Source organism: Klebsiella sp. AqSCr (assembly GCF_008452795.1).
Lineage (GTDB): Bacteria > Pseudomonadota > Gammaproteobacteria > Enterobacterales > Enterobacteriaceae > Klebsiella > Klebsiella pneumoniae.
In genome coordinates, this window is record NZ_MJDM01000005.1 from 136,162 (window position 1) to 154,983 (window position 18,822).

16 protein-coding genes and 1 pseudogene are annotated in these 18,822 nt (G+C 56.7%); 13 read left to right on the plus strand and 4 right to left on the minus strand.

Features of this window, described 5'->3' with window-relative positions:
- Nucleotides 1-2: 2 nt before the first annotated feature.
- From BHE81_RS04460 to BHE81_RS04510, 11 genes and pseudogenes are all read left to right on the plus strand, one after another.
- Nucleotides 3-779 carry a DUF4123 domain-containing protein gene (locus BHE81_RS04460; protein WP_021440005.1) on the plus strand — a complete coding sequence of 259 codons (777 nt, stop codon included), beginning with the start codon at nucleotides 3-5 and terminating at the stop codon, nucleotides 777-779.
- A 24-nt stretch (nucleotides 780-803) separates the two neighbouring features.
- A pseudogene (locus BHE81_RS04465) lies at nucleotides 804-1,333 on the plus strand (DUF3304 domain-containing protein).
- Nucleotides 1,321-3,720, plus strand: coding sequence for a T6SS phospholipase effector Tle1-like catalytic domain-containing protein (locus tag BHE81_RS04470; RefSeq protein WP_021440007.1), 2,400 nt, complete (start codon nucleotides 1,321-1,323; stop codon nucleotides 3,718-3,720). The pseudogene BHE81_RS04465 and the gene BHE81_RS04470 overlap by 13 nt, the downstream one beginning before the upstream one ends.
- 42 nt (nucleotides 3,721-3,762) lie before the next feature.
- On the plus strand, nucleotides 3,763-4,020 hold the full coding sequence (locus tag BHE81_RS04475) for a PAAR domain-containing protein (protein WP_023302025.1): 258 nt from the start codon (nucleotides 3,763-3,765) through the stop codon (nucleotides 4,018-4,020).
- Nucleotides 4,017-5,150 carry a hypothetical protein gene (locus BHE81_RS04480; protein ID WP_024623001.1) on the plus strand — a complete coding sequence of 378 codons (1,134 nt, stop codon included), beginning with the start codon at nucleotides 4,017-4,019 and terminating at the stop codon, nucleotides 5,148-5,150. The genes BHE81_RS04475 and BHE81_RS04480 overlap by 4 nt, the downstream gene beginning before the upstream one ends.
- Nucleotides 5,140-8,589 (plus strand): ImcF-related family protein, encoded by a 3,450-nt coding sequence (locus tag BHE81_RS04485; RefSeq protein ID WP_021440009.1) that lies wholly within the window; start codon nucleotides 5,140-5,142, stop codon nucleotides 8,587-8,589. The genes BHE81_RS04480 and BHE81_RS04485 overlap by 11 nt, the downstream gene beginning before the upstream one ends.
- Complete coding sequence (gene tssA / locus BHE81_RS04490) at nucleotides 8,586-10,178, plus strand: type VI secretion system protein TssA (RefSeq protein ID WP_004183804.1); 1,593 nt, start codon at nucleotides 8,586-8,588, stop codon at nucleotides 10,176-10,178. Before BHE81_RS04485 ends, tssA begins: the two co-directional genes overlap by 4 nt.
- A 78-nt stretch (nucleotides 10,179-10,256) precedes the next feature.
- The gene (gene tssF / locus BHE81_RS04495; protein WP_023342868.1) at nucleotides 10,257-12,011 is read left to right on the plus strand and encodes a type VI secretion system baseplate subunit TssF; all 1,755 of its coding nucleotides are present in this window, start codon (nucleotides 10,257-10,259) and stop codon (nucleotides 12,009-12,011) included.
- Entirely contained in the window at nucleotides 11,975-13,060 is a 1,086-nt protein-coding gene (gene tssG / locus BHE81_RS04500) for a type VI secretion system baseplate subunit TssG (RefSeq protein ID WP_023342867.1), read from the plus strand. Before tssF ends, tssG begins: the two co-directional genes overlap by 37 nt.
- On the plus strand, nucleotides 13,038-13,580 hold the full coding sequence (gene tssJ / locus BHE81_RS04505; RefSeq protein WP_020803993.1) for a type VI secretion system lipoprotein TssJ: 543 nt from the start codon (nucleotides 13,038-13,040) through the stop codon (nucleotides 13,578-13,580). Before tssG ends, tssJ begins: the two co-directional genes overlap by 23 nt.
- Nucleotides 13,581-13,706: 126 nt before the next feature.
- The gene (locus BHE81_RS04510) at nucleotides 13,707-14,201 is read left to right on the plus strand and encodes a hypothetical protein (protein WP_023342866.1); all 495 of its coding nucleotides are present in this window, start codon (nucleotides 13,707-13,709) and stop codon (nucleotides 14,199-14,201) included.
- 66 nt (nucleotides 14,202-14,267) lie between these two features.
- Here BHE81_RS04510 and bdcA read toward each other — a convergent pair whose 3' ends face one another.
- On the minus strand, nucleotides 14,268-14,981 hold the full coding sequence (gene bdcA, locus BHE81_RS04515; RefSeq protein WP_023302022.1) for an SDR family oxidoreductase: 714 nt from the start codon (nucleotides 14,979-14,981) through the stop codon (nucleotides 14,268-14,270).
- 73 nt (nucleotides 14,982-15,054) lie between these two features.
- Here bdcA and BHE81_RS04520 point away from each other — a divergent pair, with 73 nt between their 5' ends.
- On the plus strand, nucleotides 15,055-15,648 hold the full coding sequence (locus BHE81_RS04520; RefSeq protein ID WP_015958263.1) for a TetR/AcrR family transcriptional regulator: 594 nt from the start codon (nucleotides 15,055-15,057) through the stop codon (nucleotides 15,646-15,648).
- A gap of 4 nt (nucleotides 15,649-15,652) precedes the next feature.
- Here BHE81_RS04520 and BHE81_RS04525 read toward each other — a convergent pair whose 3' ends face one another.
- Nucleotides 15,653-16,408 carry an SDR family NAD(P)-dependent oxidoreductase gene (locus BHE81_RS04525; protein ID WP_004151596.1) on the minus strand — a complete coding sequence of 252 codons (756 nt, stop codon included), beginning with the start codon at nucleotides 16,406-16,408 and terminating at the stop codon, nucleotides 15,653-15,655.
- 158 nt (nucleotides 16,409-16,566) lie between these two features.
- Between BHE81_RS04525 and BHE81_RS04530 the strand changes: the two genes are divergently transcribed.
- Nucleotides 16,567-17,445, plus strand: coding sequence for an AraC family transcriptional regulator (locus BHE81_RS04530; RefSeq protein WP_004151595.1), 879 nt, complete (start codon nucleotides 16,567-16,569; stop codon nucleotides 17,443-17,445).
- 50 nt (nucleotides 17,446-17,495) lie between these two features.
- On the opposite strand, the gene BHE81_RS04535 is transcribed toward BHE81_RS04530, so the two are convergent.
- Nucleotides 17,496-17,702, minus strand: coding sequence for a DUF1471 domain-containing protein (locus tag BHE81_RS04535; protein WP_004179576.1), 207 nt, complete (start codon nucleotides 17,700-17,702; stop codon nucleotides 17,496-17,498).
- A gap of 25 nt (nucleotides 17,703-17,727) precedes the next feature.
- Nucleotides 17,728-18,657 (minus strand): aromatic alcohol reductase, encoded by a 930-nt coding sequence (locus BHE81_RS04540; protein ID WP_021440014.1) that lies wholly within the window; start codon nucleotides 18,655-18,657, stop codon nucleotides 17,728-17,730.
- Between the last annotated feature and the right edge of the window lie 165 nt (nucleotides 18,658-18,822).

The window sequence follows — 18,822 nt, forward strand, 5'->3', positions numbered from 1 at the left end:
AGATGGATTTCGTTTCTCCGTGGATGGACAAAATCAGAACAACCTGCCAGCGTGCCGAAATAGACCATATTGATGTGATAATCGATCAGTGTGCTGTTAATTTCTCTGTCCTGCCAGCACTTACTACTTTCAGTAACCCTATGATGTGGCAGTCGCTATATCAAGGGCTACCTGAGGATATTTATCCTGAGGATGCGCCTGTGCTGGTTCGGGTGGATCTATCGGACGCTGAACATGTTCAGTGGCTAAATAACCTTGCAGCAGAAATGATGGAATCGGCTCCCCTGCTGATATGCGGTTCTTGCTGGCCGTTTGAACAGCTTGCTGATTGGCTCAGGGATTGTGTTGCTGCGCAACATGAAGGTCGGGAGGGGATTTTCCGTTTCTGGGATACCCGTATTTTTCCTTTCTTGTTCAGCCACATTCTTGATGCTGAGCAGCAAAAGCAACTGCTAATACCGGTCTTATTCTGGACATGGCTCGACTGTGACTATCAGTCTTCCATTCGGTTGGGGAGTGGTGAAATCCCGGAATCTGACAAGTCCGTGGTGCAAATCGAATTTACCGATAGCCAGTTTGAGAAACTCATGTGTGTCAGTGATACGAGCCAGTTTCTGAGATACGAGAGTGTGCCAGAAGGGATGTTTACTAACCGGCAAGCCGAATTTACAGCCTGTTATGAGGCGATGCTTACCGCAACAGAGCAGAGAATTGTTTTTGATGATAAGCGCAATGACTGGGTTATGGCGCAGGTTATTTCAAATAACTCTGTTACCTGATGAATCCCTCACAAGGAGTGTTAAATGAAATCTCCCTTTTTCTTTTTAGTTACAGCGGTATTGCTGTTAACGGGCTGTAACCAGCCTGATGAAGCTGAATCAGTCAGCGGCGGTGGCGGAACCATCGAAGCTATCAACCATACCCACTGGGCCATCAACCACTTTAGTGTCAACGGGCAGTCGGGCGTCGATATTATCGGCCCGTGGCAAGGCGGCGGTGGCGCGGGGTATTTTGGTGTGCCTCCAAAATGGGAACCGGGAATGACGGTAAAAATCGAGTGGGAAACAGGTGTTGGGTATTCAATGGATTTTCCAGGTTTCGGGGATGATAAAAAAGTCCTTGAATGGGAAAAAAAATAAAATCTCAAAATCGTGAACACAGCGCAATAGTACCTGTTCCTGATTATAACAGCCAAAAAACCTGTGGCATCAAAATACACTTTCTGCCGTGCGACAAGGTAAAAGTGACAACCAGTTGTTACGATTACGGCAATCCGAATTACCCGATTAAGGATCCGATTAAGATGGAGGAGCCTGAAGTATGTCCAAAATAAATCCAGACTTAACATGGTATCCACCTCATTTTCCAAAACAAGGGCGTTTACCAACAGATACAGCGGCAACGAAGCGAAACTGTAAACAGCAGGATAGCCATGAGCTGGCATACCGGAATGAGCTCTGTCACGCTGCGGGTAAAGCCGTAGAGCCGCCTTGTTGTAAAACTCTGCATATCAGTTTATTTTTTGACGGTACAGGAAATAACCTTAATAACGATCTGTATATTTCCAGCCCTAAACATCCAACAAATATTGCTCGTTTGTTTCGTGCAACGATCGGTCAGGGTTATGCCGGTGGTGTTCAGGGGCATACTGAAGAGCTGGTTGATTTAGCGGGAACGTCAGGCAACAAATATTATAAATATTATATCCCTGGGGTTGGCACACCTTTTCCAGAAATTAATGACCTTGATTACAGTACGCCAGGTCTGGCTTTTGCGACCTACGGTGAAGAACGCGTCAACTGGGGGCTGCTACGGATTATTGACGCACTCAGAAGAACATCGGGTTTAACCGAGATTTCTGATGCCGAGTGTTATGCCGCCGTCAACCGAATGACATCAAATCTGGGATCGGACGGGCCAGACAGGCGTTATACCGTGTTCAATGAACTTTTAAAGGCAGCAGATCTTGCACCTAAACTGAAACAGGCAGTTACACAACCAGAACCAGGAAAACCTAAGCTATTAGGCATTAAGTTATATGTCTATGGTTTCTCCCGCGGTGCAGCAAGTGCGCGAGCATTTGTGAACTGGCTATCTGAGTTGCTGCCAGGGGGCAGGAGAAAGGGAAGTAAACCTGAGCTTTGTCTGAAGTCGGGTGACGTAAAAATCCGCTTAAGTATTGAATTTCTTGGCCTGCTCGACACTGTGGCATCCGTTGGCATTGCAAATATTGCGCCATTCGCAGAAGGGCATATGGGCTGGGCTGATGACACCATGGAATTACCGGATAATGGGCTGATCAAAAAATGCACTCACCTCGTTTCATCCCACGAACAAAGACTTTGTTTCCCGCTGGATTCAATTTGCCGCAGCGACGGAACTTACCCAAGTTATGCTACGGAAGTGGTTTATCCTGGAATGCACTCCGATATTGGTGGGGGATATCCCCCGGGAGATCAAGGAAAAGCAGTAGGTCATAATGATAGTAATTTACTTTCGCAAATAGCTTTACATGATATGTATGCATCAGCTTTTGAAGCTGGAGCACCATTAAAAGTATCGCCCCAATCGTTACCTAAAGAGCTTTTATCTCAATTATGGCGAGCAATGCCGCCAGAGTTGCAATTAGAATTTACTATTTCTGAATCGTTAGTGGAAAGATTCAATGCCTGGCGTGAGTTTACTCTTAATTTATCTTCAGATAGTGCTGAAGCTTCTACTGATGCATTCCAATATAACCCCATTCGTGCAAGTTCAAATGTCATTGCAGCTCTAGAAAATCAACTCGGCTGGATTACGGCATGGCGTATCGGGCGATATGTAAACGGCGCTTATAAATCTCAAGGATTTTACAAATCTTCAGGTGTCGCGTGGCAAAATAAAGATTCAGATCCGGCCACTCTGGCTGCATCTAAGGCTGAGCAAGAACGGAAACAAAAAGATGTGGATGATGAGCGCCTGACCGCTATTGTGGATAACAGGTTTAAAAAATTCACGCCATTACCTCCTGGCCCAAAAGATTTTGACCCGGCTATCGCTCAGGTTCAGCTAAGACAGGCGGCAGAAGAATTCAATGCTGATTACCTGTCTAAGCCACGCCCCGTTACGGGGAACTGGAAATATACGATGTCTCAGCAATTATCTAATGTGATATACTCCTTCAGTGAGAATGATTTCTCTGTTGAGTATGAACGCATCAAAAGTTCAGGTGACAGTAAATTTAACAAACTCTTTCCGAAGCAATCTGCTGGAGAAACCGCTCAATCGCCAGACAGTCTGGTCAGATCATTATTTGACGATCAGGTTCATGACTCACGCGCCTGGTTTATGCACGCAACCTTTGGTGACAGAGAACCCTGGGGAAGTTACTTCCTTTATCGGATGATTTTCTTTGGGGAGTTGATGAGTAAAAATGTTTCATTGATCGCTAAATATGGCCGGTTTGTTGAAGGCCAACTTAAATCAGCGATAAAAGGAGCCAGTCTCATTTTTGATAACACGACTATCAACAGTAATATTTCAGATGAAATCACATCTGGTATTAAACAAGTGATCTCTATCATCCCTGCTTCGGCAAGTGGGCCTGAAGTTATTAATGCAGAATCTACTATTCAACCTGCAATGACAAATGGAATTGCGCCATTGAGTAGCCAGACACGTAAAGCCCTGGATGCTGCGAAACTGGCCGAAACCAAAGCTGATATTCTTAAAATATGGTGATGGTTCGTTATTTCTTCTGTTTAATTTAATTAAGGAAAGTCAATGAAACGTATTATCAGGCAGGGTGATTCGCTAAAAGAGTATGGTGGTTCAGTTATTGGCGGTCACTATCTTTATTTTGGTAAAGGTATTGCTGTGAAAGGTGATGCGGTGAAATGTAATAAGCATGGGATGACAACGATTGTCGAAGGTAGCTCTCTGACAAAAGTTGACGGTCAACCAGTAGCATTACATGGTCATCGCTGCGCATGTGGTTGCACGCTGGTGAGTTCCAACCCCGATTGCAGGGTTGCGCAGTGAGAGCTATTCCTACATTTCCTCGCTATCGTCTTGCGAAACCGCCAGTTGCAAAGCGCTGGTTAGGAGGAGGTGCCGCTCTGGTTTTGCTCTCTGGTATCATCGCGGCAATGGCAGGGAAATCCGATGCCAATACCAGTATCATTCTTATCTGCATGGTTGGAATGGTATTACTTGGCGGTGTTGTCTGGTTTTTACGCACAATCTTTTTTCGCCTTTCAGTTCATCATTCACATACCTGGGAGCGCGAAGCAGAAAATGAGCGCAGGCATTGGTGGGAAATCCATCGGCGTCAGTTTGCCCTGAAAGATATTGTCCTGATTGGCCCGGCAGGCGCTGAACTTTCTGACTGGCTGCGTGTGATTAAGCGAGAGCATCAGGCTCCATTAGTCAGGCAGGAATCCCTGGGGAAATCGTTGCGTATTGCCAGAAGCTTCTCTTCTGCTCTTATTGAACGTGAAAAACAACTGGCTCAAATGCTGGTATTGCAATGGAAAAGGCAGCGAGGTAAGGAATTATTCGTTTCTCCGGAGAAATATTTCTGGCAGGGGAGTCCTGAAGCCTGGCAAGCCTTTGTGGCACAGCTCATTGAGAGTTTTCCGGGAATTACAGCTCCTGAATTACCTGAGTTATGGCAAGGGGAGAAAACATTATCCGTACTGGCTAATGTTCTTGCGGACAAGAAACAGCTGGCTAATTTTTTGATTGCCGGGTGCCAGTCTTTATCTCCTGCTTCTGACTCTACTCGTCCTGCTGGTGAATGCGCAGTACTGTGGCTGGCTGGAAACCAGGGGGACGTCACATTATCCCGTGGTGAATTTTTTGAGCCTTCTGATAGTGAGTCCCTGCGGCACGTCGCCTTGCGAGCCGAAAAACAGAGCGAACTTAATGAGTCGCCCGAACGGTGCATTCTCTTCTCACACCCGGAGCAACCTGAACTCGCCGATTGTGGCTGGAATGTGACCCACAATATCCAGGATGACTACTGGGGCGATCCTGGAAAGCTTGATGCGCTGGTTGTGATATCGCTCGCTGCAATTACCGCTAAGACTGAAGCAAAACCCTGCGGCTGGATAGCGTCAGACCCCCTTCATACTTTAGCTCTTGGGATCGTAAAACCAAATGGAAACTGATAAGGACAAAAACCAGACCCAGGAAATTTCTGCCGGGATCACTGTACTGCTTATTGCTGTGGCAGTAACGCTGGTGATCATGCTGGGGGGATTTGCATACTGGTTGATTGCCGGAGAGCGTTCGACGGAATGGTCAGTGATTTCTCCAGTTCTGCTTGTGTGCAGCCTCCTCTGGGTCACACTTGCCTGTGTGATCGCCCTGGCTTTCCTTGCCGTTCATTTTTGGATCATCAGTCGGGTCAAACGAACGACTGCAATATCACAGACAAATGAAGCCAAAAAGAAGGCCAGGGAAAGGCGCCTGACGCTCGCCAGAGACATTGGCACCGCGCTGCGCAAACGCTACTCCCTCTTCTGGCACCGTAAAGTCCGCCTGCTTTTAGTCACCGGGGACGAGGCGGCAATCGAACAACTGGTGCCTGGCCTGCGTCAGCAGCACTGGCTTGAAGGCAACCGCACCGTGCTGATTTACGGCGGCAGCCTTGCATCGGAGCCTGACCGAGAAAAATACATCGCGCTGCGCAAGCTGCGCCGTGGCCGTCCTCTGGACGGGATTGTGCGGGTAATGCCGTCGTCTCTCACCCTGACGCCGCAGATAAGCGAGAGCGACCTGCACGGGCTGGAAAAAATCAGCGAACTGCTGGGCTATGCCGCCCCGGTCTGGTTATGGAAACTGTGCGACAGTGAGTGGCCGCAGGCTGACCGCGCGGTGCAGGCGGTAGGGGTTAGCTTCCCGTTGCGCGCCACTGAGGAAGATGTCGCCCGTCAGCTTGCGCAGATGTTGCCGACGCTACGGGAGCAGGGGATGCACCAGATCGCAGCAGATACCCGCCACGACTTCCTGCTGCGTCTGGGGCAGCAGCTTATCGACGGGGAGATCGCACAATGGCGCCGGCAGCTGGCGCCGTGGCTGACCGCCTCGCGGCAGCGGCTTGCGCTGCGAGGCCTGATGTTTAGCCTGCCAGAGCCTCGTACCGTAGATCCGTATCAGGAAGCTGATGCCCTGCCTGCGAGCCAGCCTCACCTCCTGACGCTGCCCGCCACCTGGCAGGGGATCGTCGATGACTGCCGCCGTTTACGCGGGCATCACGTGGGAATGGCATGGGAGCGGGGCCTGGCGTGCGGTCTGCTGGCCATCTTCGGCCTGTGGGCGGCGGGACTGCTGCTCTCCTTTGCCCTCAATTACAGTCAGATTGCTTCGGTAGCGGGAAAAGCCCGCGACCTGGTGGCCCACCCCTCCGTTTCTGACTATCAACTGACGGCCCTCCATGCCCTGCGCAATGAGGCCGGCCGTCTCGTGCACGATGGGCAGAATGGCGCGCCCTGGTATCGGCGCTTTGGTCTGGACCATCATCAGCAACTATTAGACGCCGTCCTGCCCTGGTACGGTGTGGCGAATCATCGCCTGATACGTGACCCGGCCAATGCCGCGTTGCAGCAGGCGCTCAACGCGCTGGTCAACTCCGCCCCCAATAGCGACCTACGAGCCCAGCTGGCGAAACCGGGCTATGACCAGCTGAAAGCCTGGCTGATGATGGCTCGTCCGGATAAAGCCGATGGCACATTTTTCGCACAGACCATGAAAACGGTCCAGCCGACGCGAATGGGGATCTCGACCGGTCTGTGGCAAAGTCTGGCGCCGGATTTGTGGGCCTTTTATCTCTCCCTGCTGCCCGAGCGGCCAGAGTGGAAGATCATCCCGGATGCGCAACGGGTGAGTCAGAGCCGTCAGGTTCTGTTGCAGCAGCTAGGTCGCCGCAATGCCGAAAGCACCTTATATGAGAACATGCTCAAATCCGTGCGTCGTAATTTTGCCGATGTGTCGCTGGAAGACATGACCAGTGGCACCGACGCGCGCCGCCTGTTTACCACCGATGAAGTGGTCCCGGGGATGTTTACCCGCCAGGCATGGGAAGGCGGCATTCAGCAGGCCATTGATAAGGTAGCCAGCTCGCGCCGGGAGGAAATCGACTGGGTGCTGAGCGATTCGCGCAAAACGGTGTCGACAGACCTGTCGCCGGAGGCGCTGAAAGCGCGTCTGACCCGACGCTACTTCACCGATTTCGCCGGCAGCTGGCTGAATTTTCTCAACAGTCTGCGACTTAATCCGGCGACCAATATCGCCGATGTTACCGACCAGCTCACGCTGATTAGCGATGTCCGCCAGTCGCCGCTGATTGCCCTGATGAATACCCTTGCCTGGCAGGGGCAGGCGGGGCAACAAAGGGAGGGGCTGTCGGACAGCCTTATTAAATCGGCCAAAGATCTGGTGGGCGGGAAAGACAAGCCGGTCATCGACCAGTCGGCAGCCGGCCCGCAGGGGCCTCTGGATGACACGTTCGGCCCACTGCTCCAGCTGATGGGGAAAAACACGGGCAGCAACGTCATGTCGGCCGATAGCTCCCTGAGCCTGCAAACCTATCTGACCCGTATCACCCGCGTGCGCCTGCGCCTGCAGCAGGTTGCGAATGCCTCCGATCCGCTGGAGATGATGCAGACTCTGGCGCAGACCGTCTTCCAGGGGAAAAGCGTCGACCTGACCGACACGCAACAGTACGGTAGCCTGATTTCGGCAAGCCTTGGCGAAGAGTGGAGTGGCTTCGGCAACACTCTGTTTGTGCAGCCGCTGACTCAGGCCTGGGAAACCGTGCTTCTGCCGTCGGCGACCAGTCTGAATGATAAATGGCGCCGTTCGGTGGTCGCCAACTGGCACACCGCCTTTGACGGACGCTTTCCGTTTGCCGCCAGCAAAAGCGACGCCTCCCTGCCGATGCTGGCTGAGTTTGTGCGCAAAGACAGCGGGCGAATCGAACGTTTTCTCACGACGGAGCTGAACGGTGTCCTGCATAAAGAAGGTAGTCACTGGGTGCCGGATAAGGTCAACAGTCACGGCCTGGTCTTTAATCCGGCCTTTCTGCGCGCGATCAACCAGCTAAGCCAGCTGTCCGACATTCTTTTCACCGACGGCAGCCAGGGGATCAGCTTTGAGTTACAGGCCAGGCCTGCCCCGGAGATTGTCGAGACACAGCTGACGATAGACGGCCAAAAGCTGCGCTATTTCAATCAGATGGCCGACTGGCAGACTTTCCGCTGGCCGGGGGAGACGTATAAACCCGGCACTCTGCTGACCTGGACCACCGTCAATGCGGGCACGCGTCTGTTCGGTGACTACAGCGGTACCTGGGGTTTTATTCGCTGGCTGGAGCAGGGTAAACGCCATCCGCTGGATCGCAGCCAGTGGATGATGAGCTTCTCCGCTCCGGATGGCCGCACCCTGCAGTGGGTATTGCGCTCCCAGCTTGGGAGTGGCCCGCTGGCGCTTCTGGCGCTGCGCGGATTGACCCTGCCGGATCAGATTTTCACTGTCGATGCGGCTGAGAGCGCACAGGTCCTGACGACGGGGGTAGGGAATAGTGACATGGATGAGATGGAATTATGAGCATTTTACAAAATTTGGTTGCCGCTAGTCAGTTGGATGAAAGCGTACTGCGCCAGCAGGCCCGGTCACGTCAGGCGCAGTGGCAGTCCTGGCTTGCGCCAATCAGTGACGCCCAACCAACCGGGGACGATCCGGGCTATGACGATGATTTTCAGCGTATCCGCGATGAGGTCAATAAGATCTCCGGCGTCGATACCGAACTGATTTGCCAACTGGCAGAAAAACTGCTGACTCAGACCTGCAAGGATCTGCGCGTGATCACCTTTTACGTGTGGGCGCGTCTGCAGCGGGATGGTGAAACCGGTCTGGCGGAGGGCGTTACGCTGCTGGCGGCAATGCTTGAGCGGTTTGGGGCTATGCTCCATCCCCAGCGTGAACGTAGCTGTAAATCAGCGCTGGAATGGCTTGGCAGTCGCCGGATGTCGGACAGTCTGTCTCTTTATCCGGAAGTCGACATGACCACTATGCAGGTCATTATCGGGGCGTTATTGCTGGCGGAAGCCACTTTTTCCGGCTTGGCTGAAGCATCTCGCCCCGATCTTTCCGGGCTATATCAGATACTGGAGAACCGCCTGGTGCAAAGCGGCGGAGCCCACAGTCTGGTGCCGCAGACCAGCCGCGAAGAACACGATCTGCTACCCCAACATACGGACACCGCACCGGTAATGCATACCGTCACGTCAGGTCGTGATTTGCTCGATCAGGCTAAGGTGCTGGCGAAATATCTGCGCGAGTGTCCCGGCGGATGGCTGGCAGGTCATCATCTGATGAAGAGTGTGCGTTGGGATACGTTAACGGAGTTACCGCCGCTGGATGCCTCCGGCCGGACACGGCTATTGCCTCCCAAGCCTGAGAGTAAAGCCCATCTTAAGCGGTTGTATTTACAGAAAAGCTGGTCGGAACTGCTGGAGCATACGGACACGCTGTTGGCGCAAGGCGTCAACCATCTGTGGCTGGATGTGCAGTGGTACGCCTGGCAGGCGCTGCTGAAACTGGATGCTGACAGTGTACGGGCCGATATCCTGTGCCGGGATATGAAAGGGCTATTGGCTCGTCTGCCGGGGCTGGAAACCCTGGCGTTTAACGATGGTACGCCATTCGCCGATGAAGTGACGCTCAACTGGCTTAACGAACGTGTCCTGGATGAGATGGCCGGATGGCAAGATGAGCCGGTAATGGCGGCGACCAGCGCTGATGAGGTGCTGTCGCTGGAGCCAGAAGTGCTCACCCGCGCGGACGATGAAGGTATTGAGTCGGCGCTGAACTGGTTACAGGCGCAGCCGGGCTATACCACCAGCCGCAATCGGTGGCTGATGCGCTTACTGATGGCGCGGGTCAGCGAGCAGTACGGAAAAAATGAAATGGCGCTGCATCTGCTGGCGGAACTCGACAGCCGCGCCCGGGAAATGACGCTCGAACAATGGAAGCCGGAGCTTATCTTTGAGGTCAAAGCCCGCCGACTCCGGCTGCTCAGAGGCAAGGCCGGGCGCAGTGAGGCAGAAAAAAATCGCTTGCTGCCAGAAATGGAGTCATTGCTTGCCGGGCTCATCGCTCTGGATCCTGCTCGCGCCGCGGTGCTGTGCGCATAATTCACGCATCATTCACATTGCACCCCTGCACCTGCGGTTCTCTGCATATCTGAAAGCTATTACTTCTTCTGGTGATTTATGGACGATTTAACCCTGCGTTATTACGACGCTGAAATGCGCTACCTGCTGGAAGCGGGTGAAGAGTTTGCCCGCGCTCATCCTGAGCAGGCGGCAATGCTCAATCTCGACAAAGCGGGCGCTCGCGACCCCTTTGTCGAGCGCCTGTTTGAAGGTTTTGCCTTCCTGATGGGCCGCATGCGCGAGAAACTCGATGACGATCTGCCTGAGCTGACCGAAGGCGTGGTCAGTCTGCTGTGGCCACATTATTTACGTACCATTCCCTCGATGTCGGTCGTGGAGTTCACCCCCGACTGGCCGGAAATGAAAGAATCGATGACGATAGGCAAAGGTTTTGAAGTGCTTTCCCGGCCGATCGGTGAAAAGGGCACGCGCTGCCGGTACACCACCACCAAAGCGATCGCTCTGCAGCCGTTATCCCTGGAACGCGTCCAGCTGGCCACCGATACGGATGGCCGGTCGGTGATCACGCTGCGCTTTACCTGCAGCCAGCTGACGGACTGGCGCCGGGTCGATCTCAGTCATATCCCGCTGTACTGCAACGCCGATGCGCCGCTGGCCTGCGCCATGCACGAGGCCTTTACCCTCAATGTGGCCCGGATGTGGCTGCGCATCCCCGATGAGGTGGACAGAAGGCCGCTGGACGGGTATTTCAGCGCGCTGGGATTTGGCGAGGATGACGGCCTCTGGCCTGAAGATGGCCGCAGTTTTCGCGGTTACCAGCTGCTGCTGGAGTATTTTACCTTCCGCGAAAAGTTCATGTTCATCGATCTGCGCGGGCTGGAGACGGTGGCTTTTCCGGCCGGACTGGCGTGGTTTGAAATCGACGTCGTGCTGGCGGAACGCTGGGAACATGACTTCCGCTTCAGCGAAAAGCAGCTGCGCCTGCACTGCGTGCCAGTGATCAACCTGTTTCCGCTGGAGTCCGATCCGCTGACCATCAATTCCCTGCAGACCGAATACCCGCTGCGCCCGATGCGCGTGCAGGACGGCCACACCGAAATTTACACCGTCGATTCCGTGATCTCCTCACACCAGCAGGTTTACGCGCCGTTCTCAAGTTTTCGCCACAAAGGCGGCATGATGCGTCATGACGCGGCGGACTATTACTATCATACCCGGGTGCGCCGTGGCCCCTCCGGGCTGTACAACACCTGGCTTATCGTCGGCGGAGAAGCCTTTGATAATCATACCGTACCGGAAGATGAAAGCCTGTCGCTGACCCTCACCGGAACCAACGGCCAGCTGCCGCGTCGCGCGCTGCAGAGCACCGTGCTCGATACGGTGATGAAAACCACTTCCGCCAGTATTGCAGTGCGTAACCTCTGCGCGCCGACGCTGCCGTGCTATCCCCCCGCCCAGGACCGTTTTCACTGGCGGGTGCTGAGCCATCTGGGCAGCAGTTTTCTTTCCCTGATGGATAACGCGGAGGTCCTGCGCGGCACCCTGGCGCTGTATGAATGGACCGACAGCGAGATGAATCGTCGGCGTCTGGAAGCCATCCTCGACGTGAAGCACCGCGCAACAGAGCGCTTTGCACACGGCCATCTGGTGCGCGGCGTACAGATTGAAGTCTCCCTCGACAGTCACGGCTTTGCCGGACGAGGCGATATATGCCTGTTTGGCGAGATGCTTAGCCGCTTCTTCGCGCTCTACACCGACATCTACTTGTTCAACCGCCTGATTATCATTCTGCAACCAACCGGAGAACGACTGGAATGGGAAGAGAAGCACAGCCGCCGCATTCCCGGCTGACCCCGCGACTGGAGGCCGACCTGCCGCGGATCAATTTTTACCGCTTCTGCCAGCTTCTGGAAAAACGGCGTCCCGGCCAACCGCTGATGGGGGGAACCAGCCATCCGGCTGACGATCCGGTGCGTTTTTACCCGCATCCGGGAATGGGATTTCCCGCCAGCGAACTGAAAGCCGTGGAATACGATGAGGCCGATGACAGCAGGCCGCCGGTCATTCGCACCACCTTTATGGGGTTGTACGGTGTCGATTCGCCGCTCCCGACGGCATATCTCGATGATATCGCCCAGCACAGGGAAGGGCATGAAGCGCTGCAGGGCTTACTGGATATCTTCAGCCACCGGATCATGACGCAGTTTTACCGCATCTGGCGGAAATACTCCTGGCCCGCCACCTTTGAGCCCGGCGGCACCGATCGTCTCTCGCAGTCGCTACTGGGCCTGGCGGGGCTGGGCATCCCCGGCACGACGCAGCATATCGCCTCGCCGGCGTCGCGCTTTCTGGCGCTAACCGGCGTGCTGCGTCAGCCGGGCAAAACCCAGCAGGGGATCCAGGCGCTGGTCACCCTGCTGGCCCCGGAGACCACCGTCAGGGTGAGCCCGTACAGCCTGCGTCAGGTGGCGATCAGCCAGCCGCTGGGGTTTTACGGCGATGACGACTTCTTCCTGGACGGCAATACGCCGCTGGGTGACGAAGCGATGGATGCCAGCAGCCAGCTCCTCGTCGCCCTTACCACCGACAATCCCGCGGAGGCGCAGGGCTGGAAGCCTGACGGCCCGCTGTTTCGGGACTTTCTCATCCTGCTGCGGGTATACCTCGGCTGGCGATTCCGGGCCAACATCACCCTGACCGCGCCGACCCGACTGCTGGCTGTCCCGCCGCTGGGGGACGAGCCGTTCTGGCTCGGTATGAACGGCGTGTTGGGCGTGGGTGAGGGCGAGAGTGAGGACGATATTCCTCAGACCTTTACCACCGAGCTGGGTACCTATACGGGCCTGCAGCCTGCCACCTTTCTACAAGGAAACCGACGTGTTACGTATAAGTTTGACTAAAACCGCCTGTCTGCTGCCCCTGCTTGCGCTTTGCCTGAGCGGATGCGGACTCACCCAGCGCGTCTCGGAGGGAACAAAGTCTGCCTTCAACGCCGTTTTTTATAAGAAAATTAATACGCTGCATCTGGACTTTACCGCGCGCGAAGCGCTCAACACCGATGCCAGAGAGAATCACTCGCTCTCTGAACCGGTGGTGGTGCGCATCTATCAGCTTAAAGATCGCCAGACCTTTGACCGGCTGGTTTACCAGCAGCTGCTGGAGGAGGGGGATATTCTGCTCGCCGCCGATCTCCTCGCCAGTCGCGATGTGGTGATCGGTCCCGGAGGGGACGCCAGTCTGAATATGCCGCTGGAAGCGGAGGCGACGTTCGTGGCGGTTGTCGGCCTGTTCCGCCATCCGGACACACAAAGAAATACCTGGAAGCAGGTGCTGGCGCGTGAGGAATTGGATCCGGACAAGCCGCGCATTTTCGCCGCCGAACACAACCAGCTACGGCTCAGGCCTGAAGCGGCGAAGTAACGTAAAAAAACAAACATTTGCGGCGGGGCCATCGCGCCAGTTCGCCCTCAATCTTCGTAACCAGCGAACGGGCGATAACCATCTTCATCCAGCCCAACCGGTTTCATCACAGCACAGGGGGATAACGTGACAGCGAGGGAACGTTTTTTTAAGAAACTGCAGCAACAGCAAAATCCGCGGCGGACAGCGGCCCTCGACGGGTCGGCCGCCGCGGATATCGCCAGGTTTCGTCAGCAGATGGCGGCGCTGGCACAGCAGATAAGTCAGTGGTTTGATGGAACCGGTATTGAGGTGGTGATTTCGACCCGCCATCTCCACGACCTGAGTACCCTTGGCTACAGCCTCAACAGCGGCATCTGCCGCTACGATATCCCGGCCATTCGTCTGCAAAACGGCGAGCGCAGTGTCAATATCGTGCCGCAGCAGCTGTTGGATGGCGTGGAAATGGGGATCGTGACCCTGAGTCTTGAGGCGCCCGACGGCGCGGGATCCCGGGAGGTGTTTTATCTGAGCCTGGCCCCGGAGGAGGGCTGGATGATCCGCAAGGCGCAGCAGTCCCCGGAAGCGCGGCTTATGCTTACCGAAGATCGCTTTTTTATGGCGGTCGATAGCCTGGCCTGATGATCCCTGACAGGCGATGACGTTCCCGCGGCGGCGGTGCAAAGCGCGCATCGCCGCCCTGGGGTATCAGGCGCCAAACGCTCCGTCGATGGTGTGCATGGCGCCAGTGACAAACGACGCCTCCGGACCGGCCAGCCACGCCACCATTCCCGCCACCTCTTCCGGACGGCCATGGCGCTTAATGGCCATAAAGCTGTGCATCAGCTCTTTCATCGGGCCGTTCTCCGGGTTGGCGTCGGTATCAATTGGGCCGGGCTGGACTACGTTGACCGTGATGCCGCGCGGGCCAAAATCCCGCGCCAGGCCGCGCGCCAGCCCCTGCAGGGCCGATTTGCTGACCGCATAGGCCGCCATTCCCGGCACTGGCATGCGATCGCCATTGACCGAGCCGATGACAATAATGCGCCCGCCTTCCGGCATGCGGCGCGCCGCTTCGACGGAGGCATGGTAGGGGGCGTGAATATTGATGCGGAACAGGCGATCGATGGCATCGCTGTCCTGCTCGAGAGCGTCACCGAAAAGCGCGATCCCGGCATTGACCACTAACACGTCCAGCGGGCCGCTGTCGCGGACCAGGCTTATCACCGCATCGCGATCGGCGCTGTCCGCCTGCACCGCCGTGCTGCCGGTCTCTGCCGCCAGCCGCTCGGCCGCTTCCGGCGAACCGGAATAGCTAAACACCACCGACGCGCCATCGGCGACAAAACGCCTGACGATCGCCGCGCCAATTCCCCGACTCCCGCCTAAAACCAGCACTGATTTGTTGTGAAACGCTGTCATATCCCACACCTCATGATATTGTAGTGATGATTACAATATGCTGCGGCTAAACAGGCTGTCAAGGATTAATATAGTGACCACTACAAAACCAGGGCGTACTCCGGGACGTCCCCGCCAGTTTGATGCGGAACAGGCCATTGAAACGGCGCAACGCCTCTTCCACGCGCGAGGCTACGACGCGGTGAGCGTGGCCGATCTGACCCAGGCTTTCGGCATCAACCCCCCGAGCTTTTATGCCGCTTTTGGCAGCAAGCTCGGGCTGTATACCCGCGTCCTGCAGCGCTACAGCCAGACCGGGGCCATTCCCATTGATGCCCTGCTGCGAGACGACCAGCCGGTGGCGGCGTCGCTCATCGCCGTACTGCAGGAGGCGGCTCGCCGCTATGTGGCCGATCCGGCCGCCGCCGGCTGCCTGGTGCTGGAGGGGGTACATTGTCAGGATGCTGATGCCCGGGTGGCGGCAGGCGAATGGCATGCTGCGGCAAGAGCCAAAATCCAGCAGTATATCGCCCGCCATCGCCCGCAGGACGCGCTGCGGGTGACTGACTATATGGATACGCTGATGCTTGGCCTGTCGGCGAAAGCGCGGGAAGGGGATAGTCTGCCGCGTCTTCTGGAGACCGTGCGGCTGGCAGGCCTGGCGCTGGAGCGCATCCTGCCAGCCTGAGTCGTCAGATGGTTTGTCCGCCCGACACCTCGATCCGCTGGGCGGTTACCCAGCGGTTATCGTCGCGTAGCAGGCTGGCGATCATCGGCCCAATATCCTCGGGAACGCCCACCCGTCCCAGCGCCGTCATGGCGGCAAACTGCGCGTTTACCTCTGCGTCGTCCCGCACCAGCCCACCGCCAAAATCGGTGGCGATAGCGCCGGGGGCGATGGTATTGACGGTGATGCCGCGCCCGCCCAGCTCGCGGGCCATGTACACGCTCAGCATCTCCACAGCCGCTTTGGCGGCGGCGTAGGCGGAGAAGCCAGGATAGGATACGCGGGTCAGCCCGGAGGAAAAGTTAACGATCCGCCCGCCGTCTGCCAGCAGCGGCAGCAGGGTTTGTACGAGGAAAAATACCCCCTTAACGTGGACGTTAAACAGCCCGTCGAACTGCGCTTCGCGCGTTTCGGCCAGCGGGGCGAATTCGCCGTGCCCTGCGTTATTGATCAGGTGGTCGAAAGTGGCCCGCCCCCAGACGCTGGCCAGCGCGCTGCCGAGGCTGTCGGCGAAGGCCGGGAAGCTGGCGGTTTGCGCCATATCCAGCGGTAGGGCGATGGCCTTGCGGCCCAGGGCGCGGATGTCGGCGACCACCGCTTCCGCCTGTTCGAGACTGCCGCGGTAGGTGACGATGACATCCCCACCCTGGCGGGCGATATCCAGTGCAGTCTGACGGCCAAGGCCGCGGTTGGCGCCGGTAATAAGTGCAATTTTAGTCATGTTCGGTCCTCTCTGGTATGTGGAGTCCTTACAATAGGAGAGGCTCACCGGGCCGGGTTGCCCAATCCTTGTTATTTTTTGCCCATTTCTCTCCGTTCACTCCCTTTTGCCGGGAAATAGCGCATACTCAGGCTTTAAAACTTGCCTGAAAGGATCTTATGCGCGACGCTCTGTTCGATCTCTGCCGCCGGTTTGCCGATGCTCATGTCGATAGCAGCGGGGTGGCAGTTACCCCGGTTCCCGGTATTACTCTGGTGCGGGCCCTGCATCCTGGTGACCTGCAGGCGGCTATCGCCAGGCCGCTGGTGGCCATGCTGCTCCAGGGGCGTAAGAGCGTGACCACCGGCCTGGCCAGCTTTGACTATGGTCCGGGCGAGGCGATGGTGATTGCCGCGGATGTTCCCACTACCAGCCAGATCACCGAGGCCAGTCAGCGTTTTCCCTATTACGCGCTGGTGCTGGAGCTGGACCTGGCTATCCTGCGCGAGCTGCAGGAGGCCGGGCCGTCAGGGCCGGATGAGGCGCCCCGCGTTGGTATCGAACCGATGAACGCCGATGTGACGGATGCCGCTTACCGGCTGGCAAGGCTGTTTGATCAACCGGGGGCGCTGGCGGTGCTGGGGGAAGGTCTGCGGCGGGAGCTGCATTACTGGCTGTTGCAGAGTGTCCATGGGCCGGCCATCCGGGCGCTGGGCGCCGTAGACAGCCATTCGGCGCGGATCCGTCGGGCGGTGGCGATGCTGCGCCGGGATTTTATGCAGCCAGTCAGCGTCGACGCGCTGGCCGACGCCGCCGGGATGAGCGTCTCTGTCTTTCACCGTCATTTCCGCGCCATGACCACGCTGTCGCCGCTGCAGTTTCAGAAGCAGTTACGCCTGATCCACGCCCGCCGCCTGATGCTGGCGGAAGGGATGAGTATTGCGCAGGCTGCCGGGGAGGTGGGCTATATCAGCGTGTCGCAGTTCACCCGGGAATACGCTCGCCTGTATGGCGCGCCGCCGGGCCGCGATCGTCGACGGGAAAAAATGAGCGCCTGACCTGGCGCGCGGGCTGCCGGCAGCTCATCCCTGAGCCTGACGCCGGTGCTTTAGTCCGCGATTTTCGCCGTGATATGCACTTTGTTGCCCATTCGCGCTTCAGTGATGCGATAGGTAGTCGCGCCCTCGCGGGCGGCTTGCTGGCGGATTTTGCTCTCCGCATGGTCCAGGGTATCGCCGGTGGCGGTGATGGTTCTGGCATTTGCCGCCAGGGGCAGCAGACAACTCAATACGATCAGTGGAATTAACTTGTTCATCGTCATTCTGTCCTGTGAGAGAAAATCAGCGCGCGGTCTGCAGCCAGCCGGCAATGTCCTGGGTCGGCAGCTGGTGGCGGGCATTCCAGGTGTCGTCCATCGGCCACCACACGCCATCCCCCCGGGCGAAGGCGGCGCGATAGCGCAGCATGGCGTCATCCGGGTTTGTCCGCAGCTGCTCCAGCAGGGCGGGCAGGGTGTGGACGGCTTTGCTGAACGTCTGCTGCGTTACGCGCTCCACGGTATCCGCCAACTGCCGGTAAGAGGTCGTTTCGCCGGCAACAAACACCACCTCGTTGACGATCCGCGGCTGATGCAGATAAATCGCCGTGGTCAGGCGGCCAATATCCGCCGGTGAGGTGACGGTCACCTGGGTATCCCAGCTGCCAAGGGCGTGAAGGGTTCGGTTGGATAAATTCACTACATCGAAGTCTGGTTCGAAGAGAAAGCTGGTAAACATCCCGGTGGAGACAATGACCCACTCCGTGGCCCGCTGCGCGCGCAGCAGGGTCCGGACATCGTACTGCTCGTCCCAGACCGGCTGACCGCTGCCTTTGCCTACCACATCGTAATTGACGCCAAACTGCCAGGGAAAATAGCGGGGTACCCCGGCCGCCAGCACCGCGCGGGTAATTTTCAGCTGTGTCCCCGGACCGGCGACAAACCCCATGCAGTTAATCACGGTGGTGAATCCGCGAAACTGATCGGCCAGCGTCTCCATGGCGCTACCGGCGATGTCTACGGCGAGGAAGGTGGCTCCGGCGTCGGCCAGCGCCTGATGGTTTGCCGACCGCAGCTGGCCGGCTTCATCCCAGGCCGCCGGCGAGACGATGACCGAGACCGTGCCCTGGCGCTCGATTACCGCAGGCACCAGCGCATCAAGAACGGCGGCGCCCAGTTGTCCCGCTCCCAGCACCAATACCTTTTCCGCATGATTAAAATTATCAGTTTTCATTTTAACTCCTTGCTCAGTTAAGCCTTGTGTTGACGGGCTACAGGCTCAGTGTAGGGGGACGGTCGACATTCGATAAGTACAGCGTTTCGGGTTAGACTGTTCGTAATATTGGGATAATGAGCGCTACAAGGAAACCGACGTGTTACGTATAAGTTTGACTAAAAC

Bases quoted from the DNA above. Each gene is read 5' to 3' on its own strand.
- BHE81_RS04470 (WP_021440007.1), top strand. From the start codon at position 1,321: ATGTCCAAAATAAATCCAGACTTAACATGGTATCCACCTCATTTTCCA.
- BHE81_RS04475 (WP_023302025.1), top strand. From the start codon at position 3,763: ATGAAACGTATTATCAGGCAGGGTGATTCGCTAAAAGAGTATGGTGGT.
- tssF (WP_023342868.1), top strand. From the start codon at position 10,257: ATGGACGATTTAACCCTGCGTTATTACGACGCTGAAATGCGCTACCTG.
- BHE81_RS04535 (WP_004179576.1), bottom strand. From the start codon at position 17,702: ATGAACAAGTTAATTCCACTGATCGTATTGAGTTGTCTGCTGCCCCTG.
- tssA (WP_004183804.1), top strand. From the start codon at position 8,586: ATGAGCATTTTACAAAATTTGGTTGCCGCTAGTCAGTTGGATGAAAGC.
- BHE81_RS04530 (WP_004151595.1), top strand. From the start codon at position 16,567: ATGCGCGACGCTCTGTTCGATCTCTGCCGCCGGTTTGCCGATGCTCAT.
- BHE81_RS04485 (WP_021440009.1), top strand. From the start codon at position 5,140: ATGGAAACTGATAAGGACAAAAACCAGACCCAGGAAATTTCTGCCGGG.
- bdcA (WP_023302022.1), bottom strand. From the start codon at position 14,981: ATGACAGCGTTTCACAACAAATCAGTGCTGGTTTTAGGCGGGAGTCGG.
- tssG (WP_023342867.1), top strand. From the start codon at position 11,975: ATGGGAAGAGAAGCACAGCCGCCGCATTCCCGGCTGACCCCGCGACTG.
- BHE81_RS04460 (WP_021440005.1), top strand. From the start codon at position 3: ATGGATTTCGTTTCTCCGTGGATGGACAAAATCAGAACAACCTGCCAG.
- BHE81_RS04540 (WP_021440014.1), bottom strand. From the start codon at position 18,657: ATGAAAACTGATAATTTTAATCATGCGGAAAAGGTATTGGTGCTGGGA.
- BHE81_RS04525 (WP_004151596.1), bottom strand. From the start codon at position 16,408: ATGACTAAAATTGCACTTATTACCGGCGCCAACCGCGGCCTTGGCCGT.